Genomic DNA, 25239 nt, shown 5'->3' on the forward strand with positions numbered 1-25239 from the left:
GTGGATCAGGACCGGTCCCGGCACGCTCCGCGAAGGCGTGGTGTACGCTCAGTGGTGACCGAGAGTACTTCGTGCGCGAGTGTGTCGAATCCTGCGCCTTCCTCGGCCTCCATCCACCGGCTCCGACGGTCGACTACGCCGTCTTCACCGGTTTCCTCGAAAGGATCCCCGATCACTTCTTCCACAATGGACAGTTCGCTGTTCAGCCACCCCGTCACCGAAGAATCCCGCCCCGGAGCGCGCACCGCGCCCCAGGCCGACCGGTACGGCAGCCTGTTCCGGCAGCCGGCGTACACCTCGCCGCCTTCCGACGACGATGACTACGACTGTGGCGACGACGCGCCCGAACTCGCTCCGCGCCCGCGGCGAGCGGCCGGCACGCGGGGCCGCGGACGCCGCTGACCCGGCCCGCCGGCGCGGGTTGTTGCGCACTCCGCACCAGCGTCACGATCCCCCTACGGATACCCCTAGGGTTGCGCGGAAGAGCCGGGCGGCGGAGGTAGGATCGGCCGGTTCCCCAGCCACTCCGAAGGGTTTGTCCGTTGACCGAATCGACAGCGCAGCGGGTGAAGTCGATCCGCATCGTCAACGGCCTGCGCCACCCGCTCCTGGCTCTCGTGGCCCGCTACCCGGCGGAGTTCCTGGTCCGGCCGGGCGGCGAGCTCGAAATCCGCGAAACCGCCCCCCGCGGCGGGTACGTCGAGCTCACGCTCGACAGTGAAGAGCAGACGGGCCTGCGGATCGACACCGGCGAGTCTGGGCGGATGGAGGTCCTCCTCGACGGGGAGCCCCAGCCGCTGCCGTCCGTCGTCCTGGGCGGTCCCCGTTCGTGGCCGGATCTCGAGGCTTCCTTCGGCAGCCTGCACGTCTTCGACACCCGATCGGGTCCCCGGACGGTGCGGCTCGAGGAGAAGAACGGCACGACGACACTGGTGGGTGCCGGCCGCGAGCCGTTCCGGTTCGCCGGCGTCGGCGTGAACGACTGCCCGACGGAGCTGATCATCGAGTCGGACGGGCTGCGCATCCGCGGTTCGCACGGTTCCGCGCGCTGACCGCCGTGGGCGACCTGCCGGTCCGGACCGAGCGGCTGGTCGTGCGGCGCTTCGCCGCCGGTGACGTGGCCGCGTTCACCGCGTACCGCTCGGATCCCGAGGTGGCCCGCTACCAGGGGTGGGACGCACCGGTGCCGGAGGCGGCCGCCCGGCGGCTCGTGCACGAGTTCGCCACCGCCGTGGAGGGTAAGCCCGGCTGGTTCCAGTACGCCGTGGAGCGGGACGGTGTCCTGGTCGGGGACGTCGGGATCCGCTTGGCGGGCAACCGGAAGCAGGCCGAGGTGGGCTTCACGATCGCCCGGGCCCACCAGGGGAACGGCTACGCGTCCGAAGCGGTGCAGTGCGTGCTGGACCGGGTGTTCGCCACCGGCGTGCGCCGGGTGTCCGCGGAGTGCGACGCGCGGAACACGGCGTCGGCGCGGTTGCTGGAGCGCCTCGGATTCACCCGGGAAGGCGTACGGCGCCGGCACACCTGGCTCAAAGGCGAGTGGACCGACGACCTCCTGTTCGGCCTCCTGGCGGAGAACCGGCACGTCGCCGGGCCGGCGATCTACGCCTGCCGGCCCAACCTCCTGGTCGGTGACCTCGGCGCCAGTCTCGGCTTCTACGGCGGCCTGCTGGGCTTCCGGATCGGCTGGCGGTGGTCCGATCCGCGGGCCCGGTTCCTGACCGAAGGCGAGCCGCACGAGCCGGGAACGGCGCTGGTCGGGCGGGACGGCGTCCAGATCATGCTGACCCAGACCGCCGGCGCGCACACCACTCGCCTGCACCTGGACGTCCACACGGCCGGGCAGGTCGACGCGCTGTTCCGGGAGTGGCGCGGACGCGGTGCGGACATCGCCGAGCCGCCGTTCGTGCGGCCGTGGGGGATGTACGAGATGCGCCTGCTCGACCCGGACGGCACCGTCCTCCGGGTGAGTTCGCCGCCGGCGCCCTAGCTTCGCGCCTCCGATCGGAGCCTTGACACTCACGCCCCCTCATTCATACATTCGTCGTCACTTTGTATGATTCGACGTGGGGAGTTGATCCGCATGCGGCTCGGCCAGACCGCCGTCGTCCTCGGCGGCAGCGCCGCCGGTCTGTGTTCCGCCGGCGCGCTCGCTCCGTACTTCGACCAGGTCGTCGTGCTCGAACGCGACGAGCTGCCCGCCGGAGCCGAGCACCGCCGCGGAGTGCCGCAGAGCAAGCACCCGCACTTCCTCCTCAACTCGGGCCGGCGCGCGATCGGGGCGCTGTTCGACGGCTTCGAGGACGACCTCATCGCCGCCGGCGGGCTGCACCTGATGCCGTCCATGGACGCCGCCTACCTCGACGGCGAAGGCTGGTCGGCCCGCAAACGCAGTGCCATGACCATGGTCTACAGCTCGCGGATCCTCATCGAACGCGTGCTGCGCGACAAGGTGCGCGAGCTGGCCAACGTCGTGATCCGCGAAGGCGCCGCGGTCACCGGCCTGACCACGCGGGACGGCCGGGTCACCGGCGTCGAGACCGACAGCGGCCATTTCGAGGCCGACCTCGTCGTGGACGCGATGGGCCGCGGCTCCTCCGTGAGCGCTTGGCTGGTAGCCGCGGGCTGGCCGGAGCCCGAGGTCCGCACGCTCGACGCCAAGGTCACCTACACCTCGCGCTGGTACGAGCTGCCGGCGCCGCGGCCCGCCACCTGGTGGTGGCGCCACCTGGTGATCATGCCGACGCCGGACAAGGGCAAGCACCCCGCCGAACACGAGTACCTGGTCAACTTCTTCCCGGTCGAAGGCAATCGGGCCATCGCCTGCATGGGGTCGTGGGGCCTGGAGATGCCGCGCACGACCGACGCGTTCGTCGAGACGGCCCGGCGGGTCCGGACGCCGATGTTCGCGGCCGCGATGGACCGGTGCGAGCCCACCTCGGAAGTCCACCTGACCCGCTCGACGGGCAACAAGTGGCGGCGCTACGACCGCCTGCGCACCCCGCCGGAAGGGCTCGTCTTCGTCGGCGACGCGATCTGCGCGTTCAACCCGTTCTACGCCCAGGGCATCAGCTCCGCGGCGGGTTCGGCGTTGCTGCTGTGCGAACACCTCGACCGCGCACGAGGACTCGACGCGCGGTTCTTCGCGAAGTTCCTTGCCGCCCAACGGAAGCTGCTGGCCGTGCCGTGGAGCTTGGCGATGGCGCGAGACCAGGGTTACGAGTGCGCGGAGGGCACCGAGAAGCCGCGCGAGTGGAAGCGCCGGATCCTCGCGGCCGTCTCCGCGCCCGCGTTCAGCCTCATCGTCGGGGCCGCCCGGGAGGACGACGTCGTCGACGAGCACTTCGCCAAGGTGTTCAACCTCGACGAGTCGCTGGGGGACATGCTGCGCAACCCCCGCGTCCTCGCCGGGCTCGTGCGCTACCGCTTCCGCGCGGCACTGGGACGGCACCGGGTCCCGTTCGACTTCGACGCCCAGGCCGAACCGCCCGCCACGGACTATTCGACGGCGACCGCGCGATGACCGCGGCGTGCGGGCCGGAGGTCGACGCCCTCACCCGCGGGCTCGGCTTCGACTGCCTCGACGTCGCCCCGGTCGTCTCGGTCCGCTGGCCCTGGGCGCTCGCGCACTGGACGATGCCGCTGCTCGAACTGCTCATCGTCGGCGGGGCCGTCTTCGCGCTGGTCCACGCCGTCCGCCGGTACCGCGCGGGCGATCCGGTCAACCTGGCGCTGTGGTGGGCTTCGCTGGTCTACCTCTTCGTCACCGAGCCGCCGCTCTACTTCCCGGAGTGGTTCGGGCTCGACAAGCTGTACGGCTTCATCTTCGCCCACAACGAGTTCACCGTGCAGTTCATGGCGGATCGGCTGCCGCTCTACATCGTGGCGTTCTACCCGGCGTTCAGCCAGCTCGCCTACGAGGTCGTGCGGGCGCTCGGGATCTTCCGGGGGAGGGGCCCGCTTGCCGGCTCGGTGGCCGTCGCCTTCGTCTGCCAGGTGTTCTACGAGGTCTTCGACCAGCTCGGCCCACGGCTGAAGTGGTGGGCGTGGAACCCGGGCAACCGGATCGTCAACCACCCGGCGCTGGCGTCGGTCCCGATGACGAGCATGCTGCTGTTCGCGTCCGTCTCGTTCGGTGCCCTGACCTACCTGGTCGCGCGGCTGGCCGGCGGCCCCCACCGCGGCTGGTCACTGGCCTGGCGCACGGTGGTGGCCGGGGTGCTGACCCCGCCGACGATGGCGATCGCGGGCATCCCGTCGAGCCTCTTCGACGGCGACACCGCCGTGCAGGCCTGGATCCTCGGCGTCGAGCTGGCCCTGGTCTGGATCGCGGGTGCCTGGATCATCGCCACCGGCCGGGCGGACCGCCCGCCGCCGTCCGCCTTCGCGCGGGTCTACCCGGCCGCCTACCTGGGCGTGCTGGCGTTGTTCTGGCTGACCGCGGACGGCGACGGCCCGGCCGGGAGCGTTCCCTACGTGCTCGCGTGCTTCGCCGCGGCCGGGCTCGTGCTGGTCGCGCTGTACCGGAACGAGCGGGCCCCTGCTCCCGGCTGACGCCGTCCGGTCGGGGAAGATGGGGCGCATGGGGCACCACGGCTGGCGGGGCAACCCACCCGGCACCGAAGACGAGGCACGCCGCCGGATCGTCGACGCGGCGACGGCGTGCCTCGACCGCGCCGGCCTCGCCAAGACCAGCCTGTCCGACGTCGCCGCCGAGGCCGGGGTGACGCGGCAGACCGTCTACCGCTACTTCCCGAGCCTCAACGACATCCTGCGCGCGGTCGCCCTGGCCGGCGTCGAGGAGTTCGCCGGGCGGATGGAGCGCCACCTGGCGTCGTTCGGCAGCGCGGTCGAGGTCGCCGTGGAGTCCGTGGTGTTCGCGGTCCGGACGTTGCCCGGCGAGCCCCACCTGGGTCTGCTCCTGCAGGCGGGCGAAGCCGATTTCTTCACTGTCGGGGTGATCTCGCCGCTGGCTTTCTCCTACGGCGCAAGGATTCTCCGGAACGTCCCGGTGGACTGGACCGCCGTCGGGGTCCGCACCGATGCGGACTTCGAGGGGCTGGCGGAAGTCCTCATGCGCCTGTTCCTGTCGTACCTGCAGTACCCCTCGACGCCGGCGCTGACCGACGACGGGATCCGCGTGCTCGTCCGCCGCTGGATCGGACCGGCGCTGCGCGGGTGACCGGTCAGGCGTGGGCGGGCAGCGAGACGCCGGTGAGGCGTTCGGATTCCGTCCACAGCCGCTCGGCGACCGCCTTGTCGAGCGCGCGTCGCGTCGGCTTGGCGGTCTTGACCGGGCCGACGAGTCCCCAGCGGGGGCCGTAGTAGCCGCCCGGCGTCGCGTCCGGGCTGGTCGCCGCGTACAGCAGCGGCTCCGCGCCGCGCTCGACCCCTTGCGACGGCACGAGTTTGAACGCCAGCGAGGTGAGCGGGCCGGGGCCGCGGCCGTCCAGGCCCGGGCCGGCGGTCTGCAGGTTGGTGCGGGTGTAGCCGGGGTGGGCGCCGGTCGAGAGGAGCGGCCAGCCGCGCTCGGCCGCGATGTCCGAGAGCCGGAGCGTCAGCATCAGGTCGGCCAGCTTCGACTGGGCGTAGGCGCCGTTCGGGCGGTAGCCGCGTTCCCACTGCAGGTCGTCGAAATCGATCCGGCCGGCGGTGGCCACGCCGCTGCTCATCGTCGCCACCCGGGAGGACGGCGCGGCCAGCAGCAGCGGCAGCAGGCGCACGGTCAGCGCGAACGGGCCCAGGTAGTTGCTGCCCATCTGCAGCTCGAACCCGTCGACGGTCTCCAGCCGGCGGGGCGGGGTCATCACGCCGGCGTTGTTGACGAGCAGGTCCAGGGGCCGGCCGTCGTCGACCAGCCCGTCGGCGAACTCGCGGACCGACGCCAGGTCGGCCAGGTCGATCCGCCGGACCTCGACCCGGGCGCCGGGGTGCTCGGCGAGGATGTCGCGGCGCGCCCGGTCGCCTTTCTCGGGGGTGCGCACGGCGAGGATCACGTCGGCGCCGGCCGCGGCCAGGCGCCGGGCGGTTTCCTTGCCGGTCCCGCTGTTGGCGCCGGTCACGACGGCGAGCTTTCCGTGCTGGTCAGGAACCTGGTACATCGCACACCTCTCTAAGTACCGCTGGTACGTTACGACACCCACGATAACGTACTGGCGGTTCGTTGACAACGTACCGGGGGTACGTAAGATGGGGAGGTGAACTTCAAGCGCGCCCGCACCGACGAGCAGCGCGCCGAGCGGCGGCGCGCGATCCTGGCCACGGCCGACGAGATGCTGACCGAGATGCCGGTCGCCAAGCTGAGTTTCAACGAGCTGAGCCGCCGGGTCTGCCTGGCCAAGGCGAACATCGTCCGGTACGTCGAGTCGCGGGAGGCGGTCCTGCTGGAGCTGCTGGACGGGCACCTGCGCGACTGGATCGCCGAGCTGGCCGGTTCGGCGCCGGCCGGTTCGGCGCCGGCCGAAGGCACCCCACGCGAGCGCGGCGACGCTCTGGCGGCCGAGCTGGCCGAGTCACTGGCCCGGCGCCCGGTGCTGTGCGACCTGATCAGCTCCCAGGCGACGGTCCTGGAGCACAACGTCTCCACCGAGACGGCGATCGAGCACAAGCACGCGCTCTTCGGCGCCATGGAGTCGTTGATCGCGGTGATCCGCCGCCACCTGCCCGAGTTCGGCGAGCGCGAGGCGTACGACCTGGTGGCCACGGCAATCCTCGTGACGGCGGCGGCCTGGCCGCACAGCCGCCCATCGGAGGCGATGAAGGCGGCCTACGAGCGCGACCCGGCGGTGGCCGCCATGCGGGTCGATTTCACCGAGCTGGTCGGGCGGACGCTGGCGGTGACGATTTCGGGCTTGCTGGCCCGTGAACACGACCGGCCCGCCATACCCGGATAAGGGCACGGCGGGCCGGCCGACCGCTCAGACGGCCGCCGCCGTGGTGCGATGTCCGAGCGCCCGCAGGGAGTTCGGGTGGTCCGCCGGGACGACGCCCGAGTACACCGCCGTCCAGCAGGAGGGGCAGCAGTACTGGCGGAACACCACCGGGGCGTCCACGTAGTCGGCCGCCGCCGCGATGATCTGGGGGCCTGCCTCCGTGGGTGGGCCCTCGTGCACCGCCACCGCCGGTTCGCCGTCCGCCGTGCGGAGGTGCTCGCCGCAGTGGCCGCAGGCCAGGCCGCCGTCCGCGGGCTCGACCAGGTTGTCGTCGAGACGGCGGGCGCCGGCCAGGCTCGTCTTGCCCAGCGGCTTCTCCGGCACCGCCGAGCGTGAGCGCCGTACTGCACGCCGCCGGGACCGTTCGGCGGTCGTCTCGGCCGTGTCCACGACCCCTTCACGGACGACGACGCCGTAGACGTCGACGGCCGCCGCGGGGCTGATCTTGGCCTCCCGCAGGTCCCGGAGAACGGCGGCCGGATCCCGCGTGAGGGGGTCGCCGTAGCCGCCGCCACCCTGCCACGTCATCGCGAACACCTCGCCGGGCGCGAGGTAGCTCGACGCGTAGTTCTGCCCGGGCTCCAGAGACGAGCCCAGCTCGTCCATTGTGGACGGCATCCGCCCGGACGCCAGCAGCGAAGCCACCGGGCTCTGCCGCGCCACGACGTCCAGGCCGCTGTTGCCCGGGTGACCGCCCGCCAGTCCGCCGTTCTGCGCGATCGCCTTGCCCGCCGACGCGAGCACGAGCCCCATCGGGATGCTCGTGCCGTGCGGGGTCATCGCGATCGACGCGCCCAGCCCGCCGCGGTGCCGCCCGGGGCCGCCGGAGTCGGGGACCTCACGCCGCCACAACGTCAGCACCGGGTAGAGGAACTCCGTCATCTCGACGTCGGGGACGCGGCCCATCGGGATGCAGAACAGGCCGCCGGTGTCGATGCCGTCCGCGTCCGGGCGCGCGCCGTAGCCGCCGGCCATCGGCTCCATGATGATGCTGAGGAACGGCGCCGGCGCCTCGCCGCGTTCGTCGAGACCCGCGATCACCGCGGTGTCCCACGTCCCGCAGCATGTCGCCTGGACACTTTTGCCCAGTGAGACGTCTCGGTCGAGCATCTGCGCGAGGCACTCCGCGATGAGGTTGCCGGTGAGCCAGGCCGGGCCGATCGGGCCGCGGCCGACCGCCGCCGGGAACGTCGCGTTGTTGAGCGTCCCCTCCTCGGTGACGAGGTCGAAGCAGCGCATCAGCCCGCCCGCCGACCACGGGATGTCCCCGGCCAGGATCGGCAGCAGCGCGAGCATCACGCCGCCACGCATGCCGGCGTACGTGCAGTTGATGACGCCGGCCTGGGGGTCGGTGCCGGTGAAGTCGAACGTGAGGTGGTCGCCCGTCTTGGTGGTGGTGACGGTGATCTTGTGCAGGCCGCGGTCGCCTTCGTGGGACTGGTCCTGGTAGCCGGTCGCCGACCAGGAGCCGTCCGGCAGCGCGGAAAGCTTGTCCCGCAGGCGGCTTTCGGCGTCGGACATCATCCGCTTCATGACGGCCTTGACGGTGTCGGGGCCGTACTGCACGATCAGCGCGTGCAGGCGTTCGGCGCCGACGTTGTTCGCGCCGATCTTCGCGCGCAGGTCGAGCCCGACGAGCATCGGCACGCGCGAGCGGCGGACCCAGAGGTCGGCGACGTCGCGCTGCAGCCGCCCGTCGCGGACCACCTTCACCGGCGGGGTCGGGAGCGACTCGGAGAAGACGTCCTCGGCGGCGGGGGAGAAGGAGCCGAGCCCGACGCCGCCGAGGTCCGGCTGGTGGGCGATGGCACTGGTCCACGCGAAGAGCTTGCCCTCGTGGAACACCGGCTGGTAGACGATCACGTCGTTCTGGTGCAGCCCGCCGCCGACCCACGGGTCGTTGCAGAGGAACATGTCGCCGGCCTCGATGCCCGGGTTCGCCGCGCGGTTGCGCAGCGTCCAGTAGATCGCGAGGTCGACCGCGCCGACGAGCATCGTGTTGTAGAGCCCGACCTGCACCTCCTGGCCGAGCTCGTCGGAGATGGCGAAGTCGAAGTCGTTGGCGTCGGTGACGATCGGCGAGCCGGACATGCGCTTGAGCGCTTCGCCCATCTCGTCGGTGACCGACCACAGCCGGTGCCGGATGACCTCGTAGGTCAGCGGGTCGAGGGCGTCGACCTGGTCCTGCGTGACACTGTGGACGTCCAAAGTGGACGGCAGCGAGCGCCGCAGCTCACCGAGGTCGACGGGCCGGCTCGAGAACTGCTCCGAACCCGGAATGGGCATGCTCATGCGGCGCTCCTGATCGTGAGGTTGCCGAGGTGGTCGACGGTGCCGGTGGAGCCGGCGGGTACCACGACCGTGGTGGTCGGGACCTCGACGATGGCGGGGCCGGTCAGCACGTGGCCGCTGCGGAGTTCGCCGTAGTCGTAGACGGCGGTGTCGACGTACCCGAGAGCGGCGTCGAGGCACACGAGCCTCGTGCCGGCCGGCGCGGCGGGTGCGTCCGCGGCCGGCACTTCGGGCAGCCGCGGGCTGAACGGCAGGACGCCGACGCCGCGAACCCGGAACGTGATGGCCTGGATCCCGGCTTCGCGGAACCCGGCGTCCTTGCCGTACAGCGCCGCGTAACGCTCTTCGAAGCCGGTGGCGGCTTCCTCGATCGCCGCCATGTCAAGAGGTCCCGCGACGACCGGCGTCGTGACTTCGGCCAGCTGCATCGAGTACCGCATGTCGATTTCTCGGTACAGCTCGACCTTCTCGAACTTCAGGCCCTGGCGGTCCAGCCCTTCGCGGACGCGCTGTTCCAGCCGGTCGAAGTTGCGCTCGGCGCGATGCGGGTCGAAGGGGACGTTCACCGGGTCGGACAGCTCGGCCGCCAGCACGATGTCCGACGAGGCCAGCCCGAACGCCGAGAACGCCGACGCGACCGGCCCGAGCGGGACGACGACCTCGGTGCACCCGACTTCGGCCGCGTAGCCCGCGCAGTGCGCCGGGCCGGCGCCGCCGAACGCGTAGAGCACGAACCCGCGCGGGTCGTGCCCGGCTTCGACGACGGTCTTGCGCAGCAGGTCGCCGGTCTGGGCGTTCTGCACGGTGTAGATCGCGGCCGCGGCTTCCTCGACGGTGAGGCCGAGCGGCTTCGCGATGTGCGTGTCGATCGCTTCGCGGGCCAGCTCCAGCGACAGCGGCTTGCGGCCGCCGAGCAGCCCGCGTTCGGGCAGGATGCCGAGCACCAGGTTGGCGTCGGTGTTGGTCGGCTCGGTGCCGCCGTTGCCGTAGCACGCCGGGCCGGGAACGGCCTGGGCGCTGTGCGGGCCGATGCGCAGGTTGCCGCCGGCGTCGAGCCAGGCGATCGCGCCGCCGCCGGAGCCGATCGCGTCGACCCGCAGGGTGGGGACGTTGATCGGGTGGTGGTTGATGACGGTCGTGGTGTCGCGGACCGGTTCGCCGTCGACGACCAGGCCGGCCAGGAACGTGGTGCCGCCGACGTCGGTGGAGATGATGTCCTTGTGCCCCAGCTGCCGGCCGAGCGCGACCGAGCCGATCACGCCGCCGGTGAGCACCGACCCGACGGTGCTGATCGCCGCGGCCGGCGCCTCCCGGGCCGCGACCGCGCCGCCGTTGCTCTGCATCACCAGCAGCGGCCCGGAAAGCCGGTTCTCGCGCAGGGTGTCTTCCAGCGTGGTCAGGTAGTCGCGCAGGCCGGGGCCGATCTGCGTGCTCATGATCGTGGTGGCGTTGCGGGCGAACTCGCGGATGCGCGGGCTCACCTCCGACGACAGCGCGACGAAGACGTCCGGGTCCTCTTCGAGGATCAGTTCACGGATCCGCTGTTCGTGCACCGGGTTGCGGAACGACCACAGCAGCGAGACGGCGATCGCGCGGACCCCGTCGGCCAGCAGCGCGTGGATCGTGGCGCGGGTTTCGTCCTCGTCGAGCCGGACGACGACAGCGCCGTCGCGGTCGACCCGCTCGGTCACCTCGAGCGCGAGCCGTTTCGGCAGGAGCCCGTGGTCCTTCTTCTGCGCCAGCACGTTCTGCAGCTCGTGCGGCGAGCGTCCGAGGTAGCGGCCCTCGACGTTCATGATGAAGATCGAGTCGCGGTGGCCCTTGGTGGTGAGGAACCCGACCGGCGGCACGTTGCCCGTCACCAGCGCGTTGAGCGAAGACGTCGTCCCGTGGGCGATGTGGTGGGTCTCGGCCAGCATCTCCGGCAGGGTCCGGCCGAGCTGCTCGGCCAGCAGCCCGAGCACGTCGAGCACGCCCTGGGAGTAGTCGGGCGGGGTCGAGGGGGACTTCGCGGCGAGCACGGTCCCGGCGTCGTCGTCGAGAACGGCGTCCGTGAACGTGCCGCCCACGTCCACGCCGATGACATAGGCCATGACTCACGCTCCTTTGCGCAGGTTGAGCTACTAACTGTGGCGTAGACTATTCAACGCATGTGACAAGAGTCAACCCTCTTGACGGTCGCTCGTCAATAACGTCAAATAGTCGACGAACTTGTCAAACAAGGAGGTCGGGATGCAGCCACGCCGGGTCGCGGTGCTGGGCGGAGGGCCCGGAGGGCTCTACGCCGCGCGACTGCTCAAGCTCGCGTTTCCGTCCTGCGAAGTCGCCGTGCACGAGCAGGGGGAGCCGGACACCACCTTCGGGTTCGGCGTCGGGCTGGCCGCGGGCACCCAGCGCAAGCTGGCTGCCGCCGACCCCGACACCCTGCGCGACCTGGTCGCCGCGGGCTGCCGGCACGACATGACCCTGCGGGTCGGCGGCGAGGTCGCCCGGGTCCGCAACGACCGCCTGGTCGGGGTCGCCCGCACCGAGCTGCTCTCGATCCTGCAGCGCCACGCGGAGAAGGCCGGGGTGGAGCTGAACTTCGGGAGCCGCCGGTCGGCCGCCGACCTCGACGCCGATCTGGTGGTCGCCGCCGACGGCGTCGGCAGCGCGACCCGCGAGCAGGGCTCGTTCGGGGCCCGGATCGGCACCGGGCGGGGCCTGTACCTGTGGTGCGGGGCCGGCTTCGCGCTGGACGACGCCCTGTTCGAGCCGGTGCGGACCGAGCACGGCGTGTTCGTCACGCACGCCTACCCGTACGGCACCGGGCACAGCACGTTCCTCATCGAGACCGACGAAGCCACCTGGCGCCGGGCCGGGTTCGACCACGAGGTGGAGGACACGTCGTCGGACGAAGTGTCCCTGCGGTACCTGCAGGGCGCGTTCGCCGAACCTCTGCGCGGGCACCGGCTGATCGGCAACCGCACGCGCTGGCTGCGGTTCCGGACCGTCCACTGTGCACGGTGGTCGGCCGGGAACACCGTCCTGCTGGGCGACGCCGCGCACACCGCGCACTTCTCCATCGGCTCCGGCACGAAGCTCGCCATGGAGGACGCGATCGGCCTGGTCGACGCCCTTCGGGTCGCGGACAACCTCCCGAGCGCGTTCGCCGCCTACGAAACGGCCCGGCGCCCGGCCGTCGAGCGGCTGCAGGAGCTGGCCCGGCGCAGCCGGTTGTGGTGGGAGTCGTTCCCGGCGCGGCTGCACCTGCCGGTCGAGCGGCTGATGGTCGCCTACATGACCCGCGCCGGGAACGTTCCCCTGGAACGCTTCGCGGCCACCAGCCCGGACCTCGTCGCGACCGCGCTCACCCAGTACGCCGGGACGGCACCGCCCGCGGACGGGCTCGTCGACTGGGTCCTGGATCGAGCGGACCGGCCGCCCGCGGACCTGGTCACGATCGACGACGTGGTCGTGGATCCGTGGGACGAAGCGGGCGACGCGGTGGTGGCTCGCGCTCGTGCGGCGCGGGAGCGCGGGGCCGCCGGGTTCCGGTTCACCGGACCGGGTGATCGCGACGCTCTCCTCACCCGGCTGGACCTCGCCGAGCGCGTGCGGCTCGAAGCCGGTGGGATCGTGCTGGTGGAAGGACCCGCGGCGCTGCGGGACGACCTGGCCGCGGGCCTGGTCAGCGCCCGCACCGACCTCATCGAGGAGACCGCATGAGCTGGGGTGACAAGGTCGTCGCCTACCCGGCGGACGCCGTGCGCGCCTACCGGGACGGCGGCCTGTGGGGCACCCGCACGATCGCCGACCGGCTGTACCGGATCGCGCAGGCCCACCCGGACCGTGACGCCGTCGTCGCGCTCGACGGCCGGGTCACCTTCCGCGAGCTGGACGAGCGCACCGACCTGCTGGCCGCGGGCCTCGCCGGGCTCGGCCTCGAACCCGGCGACCCCGTGCTCTTCCAGGCCGGCAACCGGCTCGCCACGGTGCTCGCCTGGTACGGCGTGCTCAAGGCGGGTCTGGTGCCCGTCTGCACCCTGTCGGCTCACCGCGGGCACGAGATCGGCGAGATCAGTCGCCGGGTGGGCGCGGTCGCGCACCTCGTCGAGACCGGCGGGTTCGACCTCGTCGGTTTCGCGCTCGAGCAAGGTCGCGACCACCCGACCCTGCGGCACGTCCTGGTGCTCGGCGACGACCCGCGCGGCATCGCCGTCGACGGTCTCGGCCGGGACCTCGACGCGGGGGCCGCGCGCAAGACCGTCGAGGAGATCCAGGCGCGCATCGGCCCGGACGACGTCGCGGTGTTCCAGCTCTCCGGCGGCACCACCGGCGTGCCCAAGGTGATCCCGCGGCTGCACGCCGAGTACTGGTACAACGCCGTGGCCTACGCGCAGTCGTGGGGCTGGACGCCGGAAACCCGCGTCGCCCACCTGATCCCGATCGTGCACAACGCCGGGATCGTCTGCGCGCTGCACGGCCCGCACAGCGTCGGCGCGGCGCTGATCCTCGGCACCGCCGACCTGGACGCGTCGCTCCCGTTGCTGGCGCGCGAAGCCGCGACGCACCTCCTGCTGGGACACGGGCACTTCCGGGCCGTCGGACACCCGGCGTTCCCCGCCGCGGCGGCCGCGCTGACCCAGGTCGTCCTGTCCGGCACCAAGGTCCCGCCCGCGCTGTTCGACGACCTCGAGCGGCGCGGCCTGTGGTCGGCGCAGCTGTTCGGCATGGGGGAGGGCCTGTTCCTCACCACCCGGCCCGGCGCGCCCCGGACCGCGCGGGCCACGACCGTCGGCACCCCACTGTCCGAACTGGACGAAGTACGCGTCCTCGAACCGGGCACCGAAGACGAGGTCCCGGACGGCGAGATCGGCGAACTGTGCTGCCGCGGCCCGTACACGCTGCGCGGCTACTTCGACGCCGCCGAGCACAACGCGCGCGCGTTCACCACCGACGGCTTCTACCGCACCGGCGACCTCGCCGCGGTGCGCGTGCTCGACGGCGTGCGGTACGTCTCGATCGAAGGCCGGATCAAGGACGTCATCAACCGCGGCGGCGAGAAGATCAACGCCGAAGAGGTCGAGCTGCTCCTGCTGCGCCACCCGCTCGTGACCGCGGCCGCCGTCGTGGCCATGCCCGACCCGCGGCTGGGGGAGCGCACGTGCGCGTTCGTGGCCGGCGGGCCGCTGGACCTGCCCGAGGTCCGGCGGCACTTCGCCGAGCTGGGCGTGGCGAAGTTCAAGTGGCCGGAGCGCGTCGAAGTCGTCCCCGAAATCCCCCGCACCCTCGTCGGAAAACTGGACAAGAAGCGGCTGCAGGCGGAGATCGCCGCGAAGCTCGCCACCGAACAAGGAGAAACCCCGTGACCCCGCACCGGATCGGCCTCGTCGTCCCCAGCTCGAACGTCACCGTCGAGACGGAGATCCCGGCGCTGCTCGCCCGCCACCCTTCCGCGGTGTTTTCCTTCCACAGCAGCCGGATGCGCATGCACCAGGTGTCGCCGGAGGAGCTGCGGGCGATGAACGCGCAACGCGAGCGCTGCGTCGACGAGCTGGCCGACGCGGGGGTCGACGCGCTGCTCTACGCGTGTCTCGTCGCGGTGATGGCGCAGGGCGCGGGGGAGCACGAACGCACGGAGAAGGCCGTCACCGAGCAGCTGGCGGCTCGCGACGCGCACCCGGCCGTCCTGTCCAGCGCGGGGGCGCTCGTCGAGGGGCTGCGTGCGCTCGGTGCCCGGCGGATCGCCCTCGTGACGCCGTACCTGCGTCCGCTGGCCGAGGAAGTGGTCGCCTACCTGCGGGCCGAGGGCTTCGACGTCGTGGATTGGGCCGCTCTGGAGGTCGGGGACAACGCGGAGGTGGGGTGCATCCCCGGCGCGCGCGTCCTGGCCGCCGCCCGTGGCCTGGACCTCGCCCGGGCGGACGCCCTGGTGATCTCCGCCTGCGTCCAGATGCCCTCGCTGGACCTGGTCGAGCCCGCCGAAACCGAGTTCGGGCTGCCGGTGCTGTCGGCCGCCACGGCCGGCGCGTACGCGCTCCTGCGGAGCTTGAACCTCGCGCCGCGGCTGCCGGGAGCCGGGCGGCTGCTCGCGGGACCTCTACCATCACGAGGATGAGCGGCAGCACACCGCGGGGCGGGTCCCGCGAAAAGGCGACCACCGCGCGGCGGGAACTGGTGGAGAACGAGCTCTACGAGCACGCCACCCGGCTCTTCGCCGAGCGCGGCTTCGCCGGCACGAGCCTGCAGGACATCGCCGACGCTCTGGGCATCACGCGGCCCGCGCTCTACTACTACGTCAAGAGCAAGGAAGAGCTGCTCGCCAAGCTCGTCACCGAGGTCACCAACGGGCCCCTGGAGGAGCTGACCGAGCTGGTGGCGCGCGACCTCGACCCGGTGGCGAAGCTGCGCGGCATCGTGGAGATCATCGTCGGGCGCCGCGTCCGGCAGCCCGAGCGCTTCCGGCTCCTCATCCGGTCGGAGGCCGAGCTGCCCGCGGCGCTCACCGAGGCCTACGACGAGGGCCGCCGCGCCGTGCTCAAGACGATCGCCGGAGTCGTCGAGGACGGCGTGCGCGTGGGCCGGTTCCGGCCGGTCGACGCCCGCGTCGCGGCGCTGGGCGTGCTCGGCATGTGCAACTGGGTGGCGTGGTGGTACCACCCCGGCGGCCGCGACACCGCCGAAGTGGTCGTCGAGCAGCTCGCGGACATGGCCGTCGGGGCGTTGCAGCGCGCCGACCAGCACGTTCTCGACGGCGAAGGGCCGGCGGCGGCGTTGAAGATGCTGCGTCAGGACCTCGACCACCTGGAGCGCATCCTCGACGTCTGAGTGGCATTCGGCACAGGCGTCAGAATATTGACTCAAGCGTTGACACCCGCGTAGCGTGAAGCTCACGACAACGCGGGAGGTATGTCATGACCGAGCTGGACCACCGGGTGCGGGGCGTCGACCACGTCGCCTTCCCCACCTTCGACCCCGCCGGCACGGTGCGCTTCTATCGGGACGTGCTGGGGTTCCCGGTCGTGCACTCGATCTGCGCGGCCGGCTGGGGCCCGGAGAACCACCCCGACTTCATCCACTTCTTCTTCGACATCGGCAACGACGACCGGATCGCGTTCTTCTACTACTTCGGCGCCGAGCCCGGCGTCGGCGGCGCGCCCGGGGCCAAGGGCGACGTCTACGCGCGGTTCGCCGAGGACGTCCCGGAGTACTTCGTGCGGTCGCGGCACCTGGCGATCCACGTGAACGACGAAGCGGACCTGCTGGAGTACCGGCGACGGCTCGACGCGAGCGACTGGCCGGTCGAGATGCAGATCCAGCACGAGACCATCGAGTCGATCTACACCCACGACCCCAACGGCTACATGTTCGAGATCACCCGCGCGATGCGGCCGGTGACGCCCCAGGAGGACCTGGACGCGAACCTGACCATCGACGCGCTGCTCGACGTCGTCGCCGAACCGGCGCCGACGTTCGGGAAGCTGTTGGCGCGCAAGGCAGAGCTGATCGTCGAGCACGCGGCCGACTGGGAGCCCGCGCGATGACGGCGTGGTACGTCCTCGATGTCCCGGAGAACACCGCGGTCGCGAAGGTCGCCGCCGAAGACCCCGCCGTCACGGTCGGCCGGATCGGGCCGTACTTCGAGATCAGTGCGCCGGGGCCGATCGTGGTCGACCGGCGCGCGACCGGCTGCCGCCACGCCGTCTGGTACTCGTGCATCGCCGGCGTCGCCCGCGGCAGCCGGATCACCCAGCACGACAAGGACGCGCTGCGCGTGGAGCCGGTGTGAGCGAGCGGCTGGGCGCCGGCCGGTACGTCGTCGCGGGGGAGCGGCCGGCCTCCACCCCGCACGAGCTGACCACCGCCGACGGCGCGACCGTGCGGGGCATACTGTCCACTGTGGCCGGTGCCACCACCGTCGTGACCCTGATGCACCCGCGCCAGGACCTGACGCACCACCCGCTCGTCCCGCTGCTGCTGCGGGCCGGGGTCGCGGTGTGGACGCAGCACACGCGCTCGGTCAACAACGACCTGAACCTGGTCCACGAGCAGGCGTTGCACGACGTCGCCGCCGGGCAGGTCTTCCTGCGGCAGCGGGGTTTCGACTCCCGGGTGCTGCTGGGTCACTCGGGCGGTGGCACGCTCTTCGCGTACTACTGCGAGCAGGCCGCCCGCCCGGACCGCGTCGAAACCACGCCCGGCGGACGGCCGACCCGGCTGGCCGAGGCGGAGATGCCGGTGCCGGACGGTGTCGTCTTCCTGGCGCCGCACCCCGGTCAAGGCCGGCTCCTGCTGGCCTGCATCGACCCGTCGGTGGCCGACGAGACGGACCCGATGTCGGTGGTCCCGGAACTCGACCCCTACTCCCCGGCCAACGGTTTCGCCGAGCCGCCCGGAAGTTCCTCCTACACCGAGGAATTCCTCGACCGCTACCGCGCGGCGCAACGCGACCGCGTCGCCCGCATCGACGCGGTCGCCCGCGCCTGCCTGGCCGGTACCGCGGCCGCGCGGAAGGCGTTCAAGGCGGGTGGCCGGGCCGAAGATCGCCGCCGTTCGCTGGCTCCCCGCGTCATCACGGTGTTCCGCACCGACGCCGACCCGCGCACGGTCGACCTCTCGCTGGATCCGAGCGAGCGCCCGTACGGCTCGTTGTTCGGCAAGCGTCCCGACCTCATCGACTACGGCCTGGTCGGCTTCGGCCGCCTCTCCACGCCCGAAGCGTGGCTGTCGACGTGGTCCGGCCTGAGCTCCCGCGCCGACTTCGTCCGCTGCGCCCCGGGCGTCACGGTTCCGACGCTGTTCGTCGAGCTGACCGGCGACCAGGCGGCCTTCCCGGCGGACTCCCGGCGCATGATCGAATCCCTCGGCGCTTCCGACCTGACGACGGCGACGGTCCGCGGCCTCCACTTCGGCGGCGCCATCGCGGACGGCGAGCCGACGGGCAACGAGCTGGCCGCCGCCGAGATCACCGAGTGGCTCGGCAAGCGCTTCGGCTCACTTCCGCACCGAGGTCGTGCCGCTGGTCAGGGGTGACCCGTCCGGGCCCGTGGGGATGACGGGCGGGACGACGGCGCCGTGCTCGTCGACCAGGACCGAATGTGCTTCGCCCGCCTCGAAAGCGTGCCGCTCACCCCACTGGCGCAGCGTGACGATCACGGCGAAGAGGTCCTGGCCGGCGGCGGTGAGCGCGTACTGCCGTCGTTTGCCCGACGGGGCTTCGACCTGGGTCAGCAAGCCGTTCGCGGTCAGCTTGCGGAGCCGGTCGGCGAGGATGTTGCGGGCGATGCCGGTGCGCTGCTGGAAGTCGGTGAACGAGCGCGCGCCGTCCATCGCGTCCCGGACGATCAGCAGGCTCCACCGATCGCCGATCAGGTCCACCGTCCGCGCGACCGGGCAGGTCGGGTCCGTCCACATCACCGCTCCACTGGGTTGCGTAATGAAACCATTCTGACCTACTCTCCGAAGAGTTGCAAATGGCAACCAATCGGGAGGCGTGGTGGGTCGCGGGACGAGACTGCTGCTGGCGGTGGTGTGCGGCGTCGCGGTCGCCGGCGTCTACGCCGGGCAACCGGTCCTGGGTCCGATGGGGGACGCGCTGGGCGTTCCGCGCGGCTCGGCCGGCTGGTTCGTGGCCGTGGGCCAGCTGGGCTACCTGGCCGGGCTGGTCCTGCTGGTGCCCCTGGGCGACCGCCTCGACCGCCGTCGCCTGATCGCCGGGCACCTGGGCCTGGTGGCGGTGGGCTCGGCGATCACCGCGACGGCCCCGGTCGCCTGGCCGGCGTTCGGCGGCCTCGCGATCGCGGGGATGTTCGCGGTGGTGGTGCAGACGACGGTCGCGTACACGGCGTCGCTCTCGCCACCGGCCGAGCGAGGACGCGACCTCGGCGTCGTGACGTCCGGGGTGGTGGCCGGCATCCTCGGCGCGCGGGTCGTCACGGGGACGTTGGCGGACCTGTGGGGGTGGCGCGGCAGCTACTTCGCCTTGGCCGGCCTCGCGGTGCTCCTCGGCTTGCTGTGCCTCGTCGCGCTGCCGGCGGACGTCCGGACCGCCGCCGAGCCCTACGGCCGGATCATCCGATCGTTCTTCGGGTTGTTCGCCCAGCCATTGTTCCTCAGCCGTGGGCTGATCGCGTTCTTCCTGTTCGCGTCCTTCGGCACGCTCTGGAGCGGGTTGGCCCTCCCGTTGGCCAGCGAGCCGTGGCACCTGAGCGAAACGCGGATCGGGTTGTTCGGCCTCGCCGGGCTCGCGGGGGCGTGGGGAGCGGCCCGGTCCGGCCGCTGGGGCGACGCCGGCCACGCGGGGCGGGTCACGGGCATCGCGCTGGCCCTGCTGCTCGGCTCGTGGGCGGCGCTCGCGCAGCTGGGCTGGTCGCTGGTGGTGCCGGTCGCCGGCGTGGTGGTGCTGGACTTCGCGGTACAGGTCGTGCACGTCGGCAACCAGCACATCCTGACGACGGCGTTCGCCGACCGCCCCAGCACCACGATCGGCGCGTACATGGTGTTCTACTCGCTGGGCTCGGCCTTCGGAGCGGCGGCGACCACGAAGCTGTTCGCCACGGCGGGGTGGCCGGGCTCGTCGATCCTGGGCGCGGCGCTGGCTTTCTGCGCCCTGGTCGTCTGGTTCACGACGCGAACCCGCGTTCCCGAAGAGGTGGTGGTCAACGCGTGATACGCCCGGCGCCGGGCGTATCACGGCGCTCTCCCGCGGCTCTGCACGACGAGGAGGTGCCGCGATGAACCCGTTCCGCACCAGCAGTCTCGTCCTGATCGCCGTGCTCGCCGCCGGGTGCTCGGACCCCGCCGGTCCCGATACCGGGGGCTCGACCACCGGGGAGCCGACGACGATGTCGGCGCCGAGCACCGAGCCCACCGGCCCGGAGACGCCGAGATCCGGCGACGACGGGGTCGCGATTTCGCTCCCGCAGCTGCCGATCGGCGGGGGAACGCGACCCGAGGGCGCCCAGGAGCAGTGCGTCACCGTCGGCTGGTTGTCCGACGTCCCGCTCGCTTCGGGCGTGCAGGTCATCGGAGTCGGCTTCGACAAGCGGGGTGTCTTCAGCGCCGGCGGCGGCTGCGGTGAGGAAGCCGCCTGCGTGGGGTACACGTTCCACGCGAACGGCGACCAGTGCTCGGTCGCCGTGAGGGCGCTCGGGACCGGCGGTGCCACCCGGCTGACCCTCTCGGGCAAGGACCTCTGCTCGTGCCGGGACATCCGCGGCAAGGTCCAGCCGGGCTCGGTCCCCCTGACCCAGCCGTCGGGGCCCGGCGAGACGGCGACTGACGAGACGGGGCCCGACCAGACGGACTCCCCGACGCCCGAAACCACGGCGACCGGGTGACTTCGGTGCCCGAGGAGGGTCCCGGCCGGTTCGAGCGCTTCGTCGACGCGGGCAAGGCCGTCATCCCGCCGCTGACCCTCCTCAGCGCGCTGTTGTTCTACTTCGGATACGTCTCCGCGCGGTCGCAGTACGAGTACTTCGGCGTCGACGTCGACACGATCGGGCTGGGTACGCAGGACTACATCATGCGCAGCCCGCAGCCGCTGCTCACGCCGCTGCTGGTGTTCGCCGCGGTCGGTGCCGGCGCGGTCGCGGTGCACGCGGCCGTCCGGCGGCGGATCGGGGGCGCGGCCTCCGCCCGGCCGGCGACCCGGCTGGGCCGCGGCGGCCAGGCGGCCGGCCTGGTCGCGCTCGCCGCCGGGCTCCTGCTGCTGTCGGGGTACGCCTTCGTGCGCGACTGGCGGCTGTACGGGCTCGTGACCCCGGTGCTGATCGCCGTCGGCGGCACGCTGTTCCGGTACGGCTCGTTCGTCCGGCGGCTGGGCCGGTCGCCGGACGACGCCGCGTCGCCGCCGCTTCGCCGGGTGTCGGCCGCGCTCGTCTACGTCGCGATCGCCGTCAGCGCGTTCTGGACGACCGCGACCGTCGCGCAGTGGTCCGGCCGCGGGCTCGCGATGTACGAGGCGAGCCGCCTCGACAAGCTGCCCAGCGTCATCCTCGACACCAAGGAAAGCCTCTTCCTCCGGAGCCCCGGCATCCAGGAGACCAAGCTGCCGTCCGTCGACGGGCAGACCTTCCACTACCGCTACCGGAACCTGCGCCTGCTGATCCACGGCAAGGACCGGATGTTCCTGGTGGCCGACCGGTGGTCGGCGAGCGGCGCGACGGTCGTCGTGCCGCTCGATGGCTCGGTCCGCGTCCAGTTCCTGTTCCAGAACCAGCACCCGTGAGTATCAAGCGGCCCCCCGCTCGCTCCGGAGAGCATGACCACCGCAGTCGTACGGTTCGTCGGCGAGCAGCGCCGCGATCGCCGGCATGCGCCGCACCCGGGCCAGGCACCGCGCCCGCGACGGGCCGATCGAGCCGACCGGGATGCCGAGCGTTTCGCTGATCTCCCGGTAGGACTTGGGCGGGTCGCAGAACAGCAGCGCCAGCAGCTCCCGGTCGCGCACGGGCAGCCGGGCGAACGCGCTGCGGGCGGCGGCGCGGCGTTCGGCCCCGATCAGCCCGGCGTCGAACTGCGGCTCGGACAGCTCGCCGAGCAGCGGGTCGTCGGTCGGGACCTGCCGGTTCCGGTGCCGCAGCAGCCGCAGGCATTCGTGCCGGGTGGTGGTGCGCAGCCAGCCGGGCAGCGCCTCCGGTTCGCGCAGCCGCGGCAGGTTCACGACCAGCCGGAGCCACACCGCCCCACTGATGTCCTGCGCGTCGGCATTGGCGATCCGATACTGCGCGCACACCGACAAGACCAGCGAAGAATATCGGTCGACGATATCCCGCCAAGCCCATTCGGCACCTCGGGCGGCATTTTCCAGCAATGGCACCGGCGAGTCGTGCATGGCCCCTCCTCGGACTGGGATGTTCCCGGGTTCACGATTTCGCCACGCCCTGCTCGCCGACCTTGCAGAGACCTTGCGGGGCGAGCAGCATCGACGGGGCCGGTCGGGACGGGTCGATCACGGGGAGTCCGCCGCATGGAGTTCCTGCTGTTCGGGGAGGTGCAGCTACGCGTCGCGGGACAGCCGCTGGACGTCGGGACGCCGCGGCAGCAAGCGGTCCTCGCGGCGCTCGCGGCCGACGCCGGACGCCCGGTGCCGATCGAGACGCTCATCGACCGCGTCTGGGGTGACGATCCGCCGGGTGAAGCGCGCAATGTGGTGTATTCCCACCTGAGCCGAATTCGGCAGGTGCTCACCGAGGTCACCGAGCTGACCGGCACAAAGACCGGCGTCACCCGGCGCAGCGCGGGATACGTGCTGGAAATCGATCCCGGCGCGGTTGACCTGAACCGGTTCGCACGTTTGGTCGAGCGCGGGAATGACGTCCGGGAAACCGACGAAGACCGGGCCGCCGCGCTGCGCGAGGCATTGGTCGTCTGGCGGGGCCCGCCGCTGGCCGGCCTCCAGGGTGACTGGGCCGACGGGGTCCGCGCGGCCTGGCACCGGCGACGGCTCGACGCGGCCGTGCACTGGGGTGAGCTCGAACTGCGGCTCGGCCGGCCCGACGCGGTGCTCGCCGCGATGTCCGACCTGGCCGCGGAGTACCCGCTCGCGGAGCCGCTCGAAGCCTTGCTCATGCGCGCCTTGCACGCGGCCGGGCGCGACGCCGAAGCCGTCGACCGCTACGCCGTCGTGCGGCAGCGGCTCGCCGACGCGCTCGGCACCGACCCCGGCCCCGAACTGCGTGCGCTGCACGAGGCGATCCTGCGGGGCGAGCTGCCGTCCGCGGCTCCGGCGGCCGCGGCACCACCGTCGTCGTCGCCGGCGCAGCTGCCGCCGGACACCCCGGGGTTCGCGGGCCGCGAGAGCGCGCTGCGGCGGCTCGGCGAGGTGACCGGCGGGCCGGCGCCGGCCGCGCGGACCGTCGTCCTCTCGGGCACCGCCGGGGTCGGCAAGACCACGCTGGCCGTCCACTGGGCACACTCGGTCGCCCGCGACTTCCCCGACGGGCAGCTGTACGTCAACCTGCGGGGCTTCGACCCGACCGGATCGCCGACGACGCCGGCGGGCGCGGTGCGCGGGTTCCTCGAGGCGCTCGACGTCCCGGGGGAGCGGATCCCGACCACCTTGGACGCGCAGGTCGGCCTGTACCGGACGCTGCTGGCGAACCGGCGGGTCCTGATCGTGCTGGACAACGCCCGCGACGCCGGGCGGGTGCGTCCGCTGCTGCCCGGCGCGCGAGCCTGCGTGGTCGTCGTGACCAGCCGCGACCAGCTCGCCGGCCTGGTCACGGAGGGAGCGCACCCGCTGGTCGTCGACCTGCTCGACGACGCCGAGGCGCACGCGGTGCTGCGTCGCCGGATCGGCCCGGAGCGGCTGGCGGCCGACCCCGCGGCGGCCGCCGAGATCATCGGGCTGTGCGCGCACCTCCCGCTGGCCCTGGCGGTGGTGGCGGCGCGCGCGGCGACGTACCCCGCGTTCAGCCTGGCTGCGCTGGCGGCCCAGCTGCGGGACGCGCGCGGCGGCCTGGACGAGTTCGCCGGAGCCGACCCCGCGACCGACCCGCGCGCGGTGTTCTCCTGGTCGTACCTGCGGCTGGATCCCGTGGCCGCGCGGCTGTTCCGCCTCCTGGGGCTGCACCACGGGCCGGACATCGGCACCCGCGCGGCGGCGAGCCTCGCGGGCCTGCCCGCCGGCCGGGCACGGGTGCTGCTGTCGGAGCTGGCGAACGCGCACCTGGTGGCGGAGCACGCACCCGGTCGTTACACCATGCACGACCTGCTGCGCGCGTACGCCGATGAGCTGGTGCACGAGTCGGACACCGCGCCCGAGCGGGACTCGGCGGTCCACCGGCTGCTCGGCCACTACGCCCACACGGCTTATCACGCGGACGGGTTCCTCGATCCGCGCCTCGAGGTGCCGCCCGCATTGACCCCGTTGCCCGAAGGGGCGGAGGCCGAGCGGATCGTCGACCGGCGGCGGGCGTTGACGTGGTTCGAGACCGAGCACCGGGTGCTGCTGCAGGCGGTCGCCGTCGACGCCGAGTTCGACGCGCGGGTCTGGGAGCTGGCCTGGGCGCTGCGCAGGTTCTTGACGATGCGCGGCCATTGGCACGACGAGAGCGACGTATTGAGCGCGGCGTTGAGTGCGGCGCGGCGGCTGGGGGATGAACGGAAGCAGGCCTTCGCGCACCTGCACCTGGGGGGAATACACGTCCGCTTCGGCAGGCAAGCCGAAGGTGCCGGCGACCTCCGGGCCGCGCTGGCCTTGTACGGCGCCCGCGAAGACATCGTCGGGCAGGCGTACGCGCACCGCCAGTTCGCCTGGCTGCTCGATCGGCAAGGGGAGATCACCGGCGCGCTCACGCACGCCGAGCAGGCCCTGGAGCTGTTCCGCGGTGCCGGGCACCAAGCCGGGCAGGCGACGGCGCTCAACGCGGTCGGCTGGTTCCACACCCTGCTCGGCAAGCACACGTCGGCCATCGAGTACTGCAGGCAGGCCCTCGACCTGCAGACGCTGCTCGGCGACCTCATGGGCGCGACCCAGAGCTGGCACAGCATCGGCTACGCCCACAAGCAGCTCGGCGACCACGCCGAGGCGGTCGCCTGCTACGAGAAGGCGCTGGAGCTGGTCCGCCGCAACGGAAGCGTGGTCACCGAGGCCCGGGTGCTCATCGAGCTCGCGAACCTGCGCCGCGAGCTGGGCGACGTCGACGCGGCCCGGTCCGGCTGGCAGCAGGCCCACGACATCCTGACCCGGCTCGCCCACCCCGACGCCGACGAGGTGCGGAAAAGGTTGTCCGAAGTAGACAGTGATAGCGAGTGAACGGGAGGCGTTCCATGACCGATGCCGAAGACACGGATTTCGCGGGCTTCAAGGGGGCACTTGACCTCTGCACGTCCGGCATGACCGAACAGCAGAAACTGCTGCTGAACAGCATTGTCAAACTCGCGTGGATCGCCAGCAAGGACGATGAAACGCACATCGCCGAGTTCGACGGGTCGTTCACGCCGGAACAGGCTGATTTGCTCCTGCAATACGATCCGGCGCCAGGGCCGGCCATGACCGCGCACCTTCGCTTCATCAGGTGATCCGCCC

At 72.2% G+C, this 25239-nt stretch carries 24 protein-coding genes; 19 read left to right on the top strand and 5 right to left on the bottom strand.

The window, feature by feature from the left end:
- Positions 1–186 precede the first annotated feature (186 nt).
- The 6 genes from ABZ342_RS13460 (at position 187) to ABZ342_RS13485 (ending at position 5182) form a co-directional block, all read left to right on the top strand.
- Positions 187–402: a hypothetical protein gene (locus ABZ342_RS13460; RefSeq protein ID WP_360472324.1), complete on the top strand. Its 216-nt coding sequence runs from the start codon at positions 187–189 to the stop codon at positions 400–402.
- A 140-nt stretch (positions 403–542) separates the two neighbouring features.
- The gene (locus tag ABZ342_RS13465; protein WP_155543052.1) at positions 543–1052 is read left to right on the top strand and encodes a hypothetical protein; all 510 of its coding nucleotides are present in this window, start codon (positions 543–545) and stop codon (positions 1050–1052) included.
- Positions 1053–1057: 5 nt separating this feature from the next.
- Positions 1058–1990, top strand: a complete 933-nt coding sequence (locus ABZ342_RS13470) for a GNAT family N-acetyltransferase (RefSeq protein ID WP_360472327.1) — start codon at positions 1058–1060, stop codon at positions 1988–1990.
- A 93-nt stretch (positions 1991–2083) separates the two neighbouring features.
- Entirely contained in the window at positions 2084–3523 is a 1440-nt protein-coding gene (locus ABZ342_RS13475; protein WP_360472330.1) for a hypothetical protein, read from the top strand.
- Entirely contained in the window at positions 3520–4554 is a 1035-nt protein-coding gene (locus ABZ342_RS13480) for a hypothetical protein (protein WP_360472333.1), read from the top strand. Before ABZ342_RS13475 ends, ABZ342_RS13480 begins: the two co-directional genes overlap by 4 nt.
- 28 nt (positions 4555–4582) lie before the next feature.
- The gene (locus ABZ342_RS13485; RefSeq protein WP_360472336.1) at positions 4583–5182 is read left to right on the top strand and encodes a TetR/AcrR family transcriptional regulator; all 600 of its coding nucleotides are present in this window, start codon (positions 4583–4585) and stop codon (positions 5180–5182) included.
- Positions 5183–5186: 4 nt separating this feature from the next.
- Here ABZ342_RS13485 and ABZ342_RS13490 read toward each other — a convergent pair whose 3' ends face one another.
- Complete coding sequence (locus ABZ342_RS13490) at positions 5187–6101, bottom strand: SDR family oxidoreductase (RefSeq protein ID WP_360472339.1); 915 nt, start codon at positions 6099–6101, stop codon at positions 5187–5189.
- A gap of 96 nt (positions 6102–6197) precedes the next feature.
- Here ABZ342_RS13490 and ABZ342_RS13495 point away from each other — a divergent pair, with 96 nt between their 5' ends.
- Positions 6198–6893: a TetR/AcrR family transcriptional regulator gene (locus tag ABZ342_RS13495; protein ID WP_360472342.1), complete on the top strand. Its 696-nt coding sequence runs from the start codon at positions 6198–6200 to the stop codon at positions 6891–6893.
- A 24-nt stretch (positions 6894–6917) separates the two neighbouring features.
- Here ABZ342_RS13495 and ABZ342_RS13500 read toward each other — a convergent pair whose 3' ends face one another.
- Positions 6918–9224, bottom strand: coding sequence for a hydantoinase B/oxoprolinase family protein (locus ABZ342_RS13500; protein ID WP_360472345.1), 2307 nt, complete (start codon positions 9222–9224; stop codon positions 6918–6920).
- A complete protein-coding gene (locus ABZ342_RS13505) occupies positions 9221–11317 on the bottom strand; it encodes a hydantoinase/oxoprolinase family protein (protein WP_360472348.1) in 2097 nt (698 codons plus the stop codon). Before ABZ342_RS13505 ends, ABZ342_RS13500 begins: the two co-directional genes overlap by 4 nt.
- Positions 11318–11456: 139 nt before the next feature.
- On the opposite strand from ABZ342_RS13505, the gene ABZ342_RS13510 reads away from it, so the two are divergent.
- The 7 genes from ABZ342_RS13510 to ABZ342_RS13540 all read left to right on the top strand — a co-directional run bounded on the left by ABZ342_RS13510 (position 11457) and on the right by ABZ342_RS13540 (position 18239).
- Positions 11457–12932, top strand: coding sequence for an FAD-dependent monooxygenase (locus ABZ342_RS13510; protein ID WP_360472351.1), 1476 nt, complete (start codon positions 11457–11459; stop codon positions 12930–12932).
- Positions 12929–14575, top strand: coding sequence for an AMP-binding protein (locus ABZ342_RS13515; RefSeq protein ID WP_360472354.1), 1647 nt, complete (start codon positions 12929–12931; stop codon positions 14573–14575). The genes ABZ342_RS13510 and ABZ342_RS13515 overlap by 4 nt, the downstream gene beginning before the upstream one ends.
- Positions 14572–15324 carry a maleate cis-trans isomerase gene (locus tag ABZ342_RS13520; RefSeq protein WP_360472357.1) on the top strand — a complete coding sequence of 251 codons (753 nt, stop codon included), beginning with the start codon at positions 14572–14574 and terminating at the stop codon, positions 15322–15324. Before ABZ342_RS13515 ends, ABZ342_RS13520 begins: the two co-directional genes overlap by 4 nt.
- Entirely contained in the window at positions 15321–16034 is a 714-nt protein-coding gene (locus ABZ342_RS13525) for a TetR/AcrR family transcriptional regulator (protein ID WP_360472360.1), read from the top strand. Before ABZ342_RS13520 ends, ABZ342_RS13525 begins: the two co-directional genes overlap by 4 nt.
- Positions 16035–16120: 86 nt before the next feature.
- Positions 16121–16750 carry a VOC family protein gene (locus ABZ342_RS13530; protein ID WP_155543064.1) on the top strand — a complete coding sequence of 210 codons (630 nt, stop codon included), beginning with the start codon at positions 16121–16123 and terminating at the stop codon, positions 16748–16750.
- Positions 16747–16995 (top strand): hypothetical protein, encoded by a 249-nt coding sequence (locus ABZ342_RS13535; RefSeq protein ID WP_360472363.1) that lies wholly within the window; start codon positions 16747–16749, stop codon positions 16993–16995. The genes ABZ342_RS13530 and ABZ342_RS13535 overlap by 4 nt, the downstream gene beginning before the upstream one ends.
- Positions 16992–18239: an alpha/beta hydrolase gene (locus ABZ342_RS13540; RefSeq protein ID WP_360472366.1), complete on the top strand. Its 1248-nt coding sequence runs from the start codon at positions 16992–16994 to the stop codon at positions 18237–18239. Before ABZ342_RS13535 ends, ABZ342_RS13540 begins: the two co-directional genes overlap by 4 nt.
- Here ABZ342_RS13540 and ABZ342_RS13545 read toward each other — a convergent pair.
- Positions 18201–18620, bottom strand: a complete 420-nt coding sequence (locus ABZ342_RS13545) for a helix-turn-helix domain-containing protein (RefSeq protein WP_360472369.1) — start codon at positions 18618–18620, stop codon at positions 18201–18203. The genes ABZ342_RS13540 and ABZ342_RS13545 overlap by 39 nt on opposite strands.
- Positions 18621–18702: 82 nt before the next feature.
- On the opposite strand from ABZ342_RS13545, the gene ABZ342_RS13550 reads away from it, so the two are divergent.
- The 3 genes from ABZ342_RS13550 (at position 18703) to ABZ342_RS13560 (ending at position 21435) form a co-directional block, all read left to right on the top strand.
- A complete protein-coding gene (locus ABZ342_RS13550) occupies positions 18703–19875 on the top strand; it encodes an MFS transporter (RefSeq protein WP_360472372.1) in 1173 nt (390 codons plus the stop codon).
- A 64-nt stretch (positions 19876–19939) separates the two neighbouring features.
- Complete coding sequence (locus ABZ342_RS13555) at positions 19940–20545, top strand: hypothetical protein (RefSeq protein WP_360472375.1); 606 nt, start codon at positions 19940–19942, stop codon at positions 20543–20545.
- A gap of 5 nt (positions 20546–20550) precedes the next feature.
- Positions 20551–21435, top strand: coding sequence for a hypothetical protein (locus ABZ342_RS13560; RefSeq protein WP_360472378.1), 885 nt, complete (start codon positions 20551–20553; stop codon positions 21433–21435).
- A gap of 3 nt (positions 21436–21438) precedes the next feature.
- Here ABZ342_RS13560 and ABZ342_RS13565 read toward each other — a convergent pair whose 3' ends face one another.
- Positions 21439–22041 carry a sigma-70 family RNA polymerase sigma factor gene (locus tag ABZ342_RS13565; protein ID WP_155543071.1) on the bottom strand — a complete coding sequence of 201 codons (603 nt, stop codon included), beginning with the start codon at positions 22039–22041 and terminating at the stop codon, positions 21439–21441.
- A gap of 135 nt (positions 22042–22176) precedes the next feature.
- Here ABZ342_RS13565 and ABZ342_RS13570 point away from each other — a divergent pair, with 135 nt between their 5' ends.
- Together ABZ342_RS13570 and ABZ342_RS13575 are read left to right on the top strand one after the other, a co-directional pair.
- Positions 22177–24966, top strand: coding sequence for a BTAD domain-containing putative transcriptional regulator (locus ABZ342_RS13570; RefSeq protein WP_360472381.1), 2790 nt, complete (start codon positions 22177–22179; stop codon positions 24964–24966).
- A gap of 14 nt (positions 24967–24980) precedes the next feature.
- Positions 24981–25232 (top strand): hypothetical protein, encoded by a 252-nt coding sequence (locus tag ABZ342_RS13575; protein WP_360472384.1) that lies wholly within the window; start codon positions 24981–24983, stop codon positions 25230–25232.
- Positions 25233–25239: the final 7 nt, after the last annotated feature.

The organism is Amycolatopsis sp. NPDC005961 (genome assembly GCF_040629235.1).
In the GTDB taxonomy this organism is placed as follows: Bacteria; Actinomycetota; Actinomycetes; order Mycobacteriales; family Pseudonocardiaceae; genus Amycolatopsis; species Amycolatopsis camponoti.

Excerpts from the sequence above, each read along its gene's own strand:
- ABZ342_RS13460 (WP_360472324.1), top strand. The coding sequence starts at position 187 with ATGGACAGTTCGCTGTTCAGCCACCCCGTCACCGAAGAATCCCGCCCC.
- ABZ342_RS13475 (WP_360472330.1), top strand. The coding sequence starts at position 2,084 with ATGCGGCTCGGCCAGACCGCCGTCGTCCTCGGCGGCAGCGCCGCCGGT.
- ABZ342_RS13480 (WP_360472333.1), top strand. The coding sequence starts at position 3,520 with ATGACCGCGGCGTGCGGGCCGGAGGTCGACGCCCTCACCCGCGGGCTC.
- ABZ342_RS13485 (WP_360472336.1), top strand. The coding sequence starts at position 4,583 with ATGGGGCACCACGGCTGGCGGGGCAACCCACCCGGCACCGAAGACGAG.
- ABZ342_RS13490 (WP_360472339.1), bottom strand. The coding sequence starts at position 6,101 with ATGTACCAGGTTCCTGACCAGCACGGAAAGCTCGCCGTCGTGACCGGC.
- ABZ342_RS13500 (WP_360472345.1), bottom strand. The coding sequence starts at position 9,224 with ATGAGCATGCCCATTCCGGGTTCGGAGCAGTTCTCGAGCCGGCCCGTC.
- ABZ342_RS13505 (WP_360472348.1), bottom strand. The coding sequence starts at position 11,317 with ATGGCCTATGTCATCGGCGTGGACGTGGGCGGCACGTTCACGGACGCC.
- ABZ342_RS13510 (WP_360472351.1), top strand. The coding sequence starts at position 11,457 with ATGCAGCCACGCCGGGTCGCGGTGCTGGGCGGAGGGCCCGGAGGGCTC.
- ABZ342_RS13515 (WP_360472354.1), top strand. The coding sequence starts at position 12,929 with ATGAGCTGGGGTGACAAGGTCGTCGCCTACCCGGCGGACGCCGTGCGC.
- ABZ342_RS13525 (WP_360472360.1), top strand. The coding sequence starts at position 15,321 with ATGAGCGGCAGCACACCGCGGGGCGGGTCCCGCGAAAAGGCGACCACC.
- ABZ342_RS13530 (WP_155543064.1), top strand. The coding sequence starts at position 16,121 with ATGACCGAGCTGGACCACCGGGTGCGGGGCGTCGACCACGTCGCCTTC.
- ABZ342_RS13535 (WP_360472363.1), top strand. The coding sequence starts at position 16,747 with ATGACGGCGTGGTACGTCCTCGATGTCCCGGAGAACACCGCGGTCGCG.
- ABZ342_RS13545 (WP_360472369.1), bottom strand. The coding sequence starts at position 18,620 with ATGTGGACGGACCCGACCTGCCCGGTCGCGCGGACGGTGGACCTGATC.
- ABZ342_RS13555 (WP_360472375.1), top strand. The coding sequence starts at position 19,940 with ATGAACCCGTTCCGCACCAGCAGTCTCGTCCTGATCGCCGTGCTCGCC.
- ABZ342_RS13565 (WP_155543071.1), bottom strand. The coding sequence starts at position 22,041 with ATGCACGACTCGCCGGTGCCATTGCTGGAAAATGCCGCCCGAGGTGCC.
- ABZ342_RS13570 (WP_360472381.1), top strand. The coding sequence starts at position 22,177 with ATGGAGTTCCTGCTGTTCGGGGAGGTGCAGCTACGCGTCGCGGGACAG.
- ABZ342_RS13575 (WP_360472384.1), top strand. The coding sequence starts at position 24,981 with ATGACCGATGCCGAAGACACGGATTTCGCGGGCTTCAAGGGGGCACTT.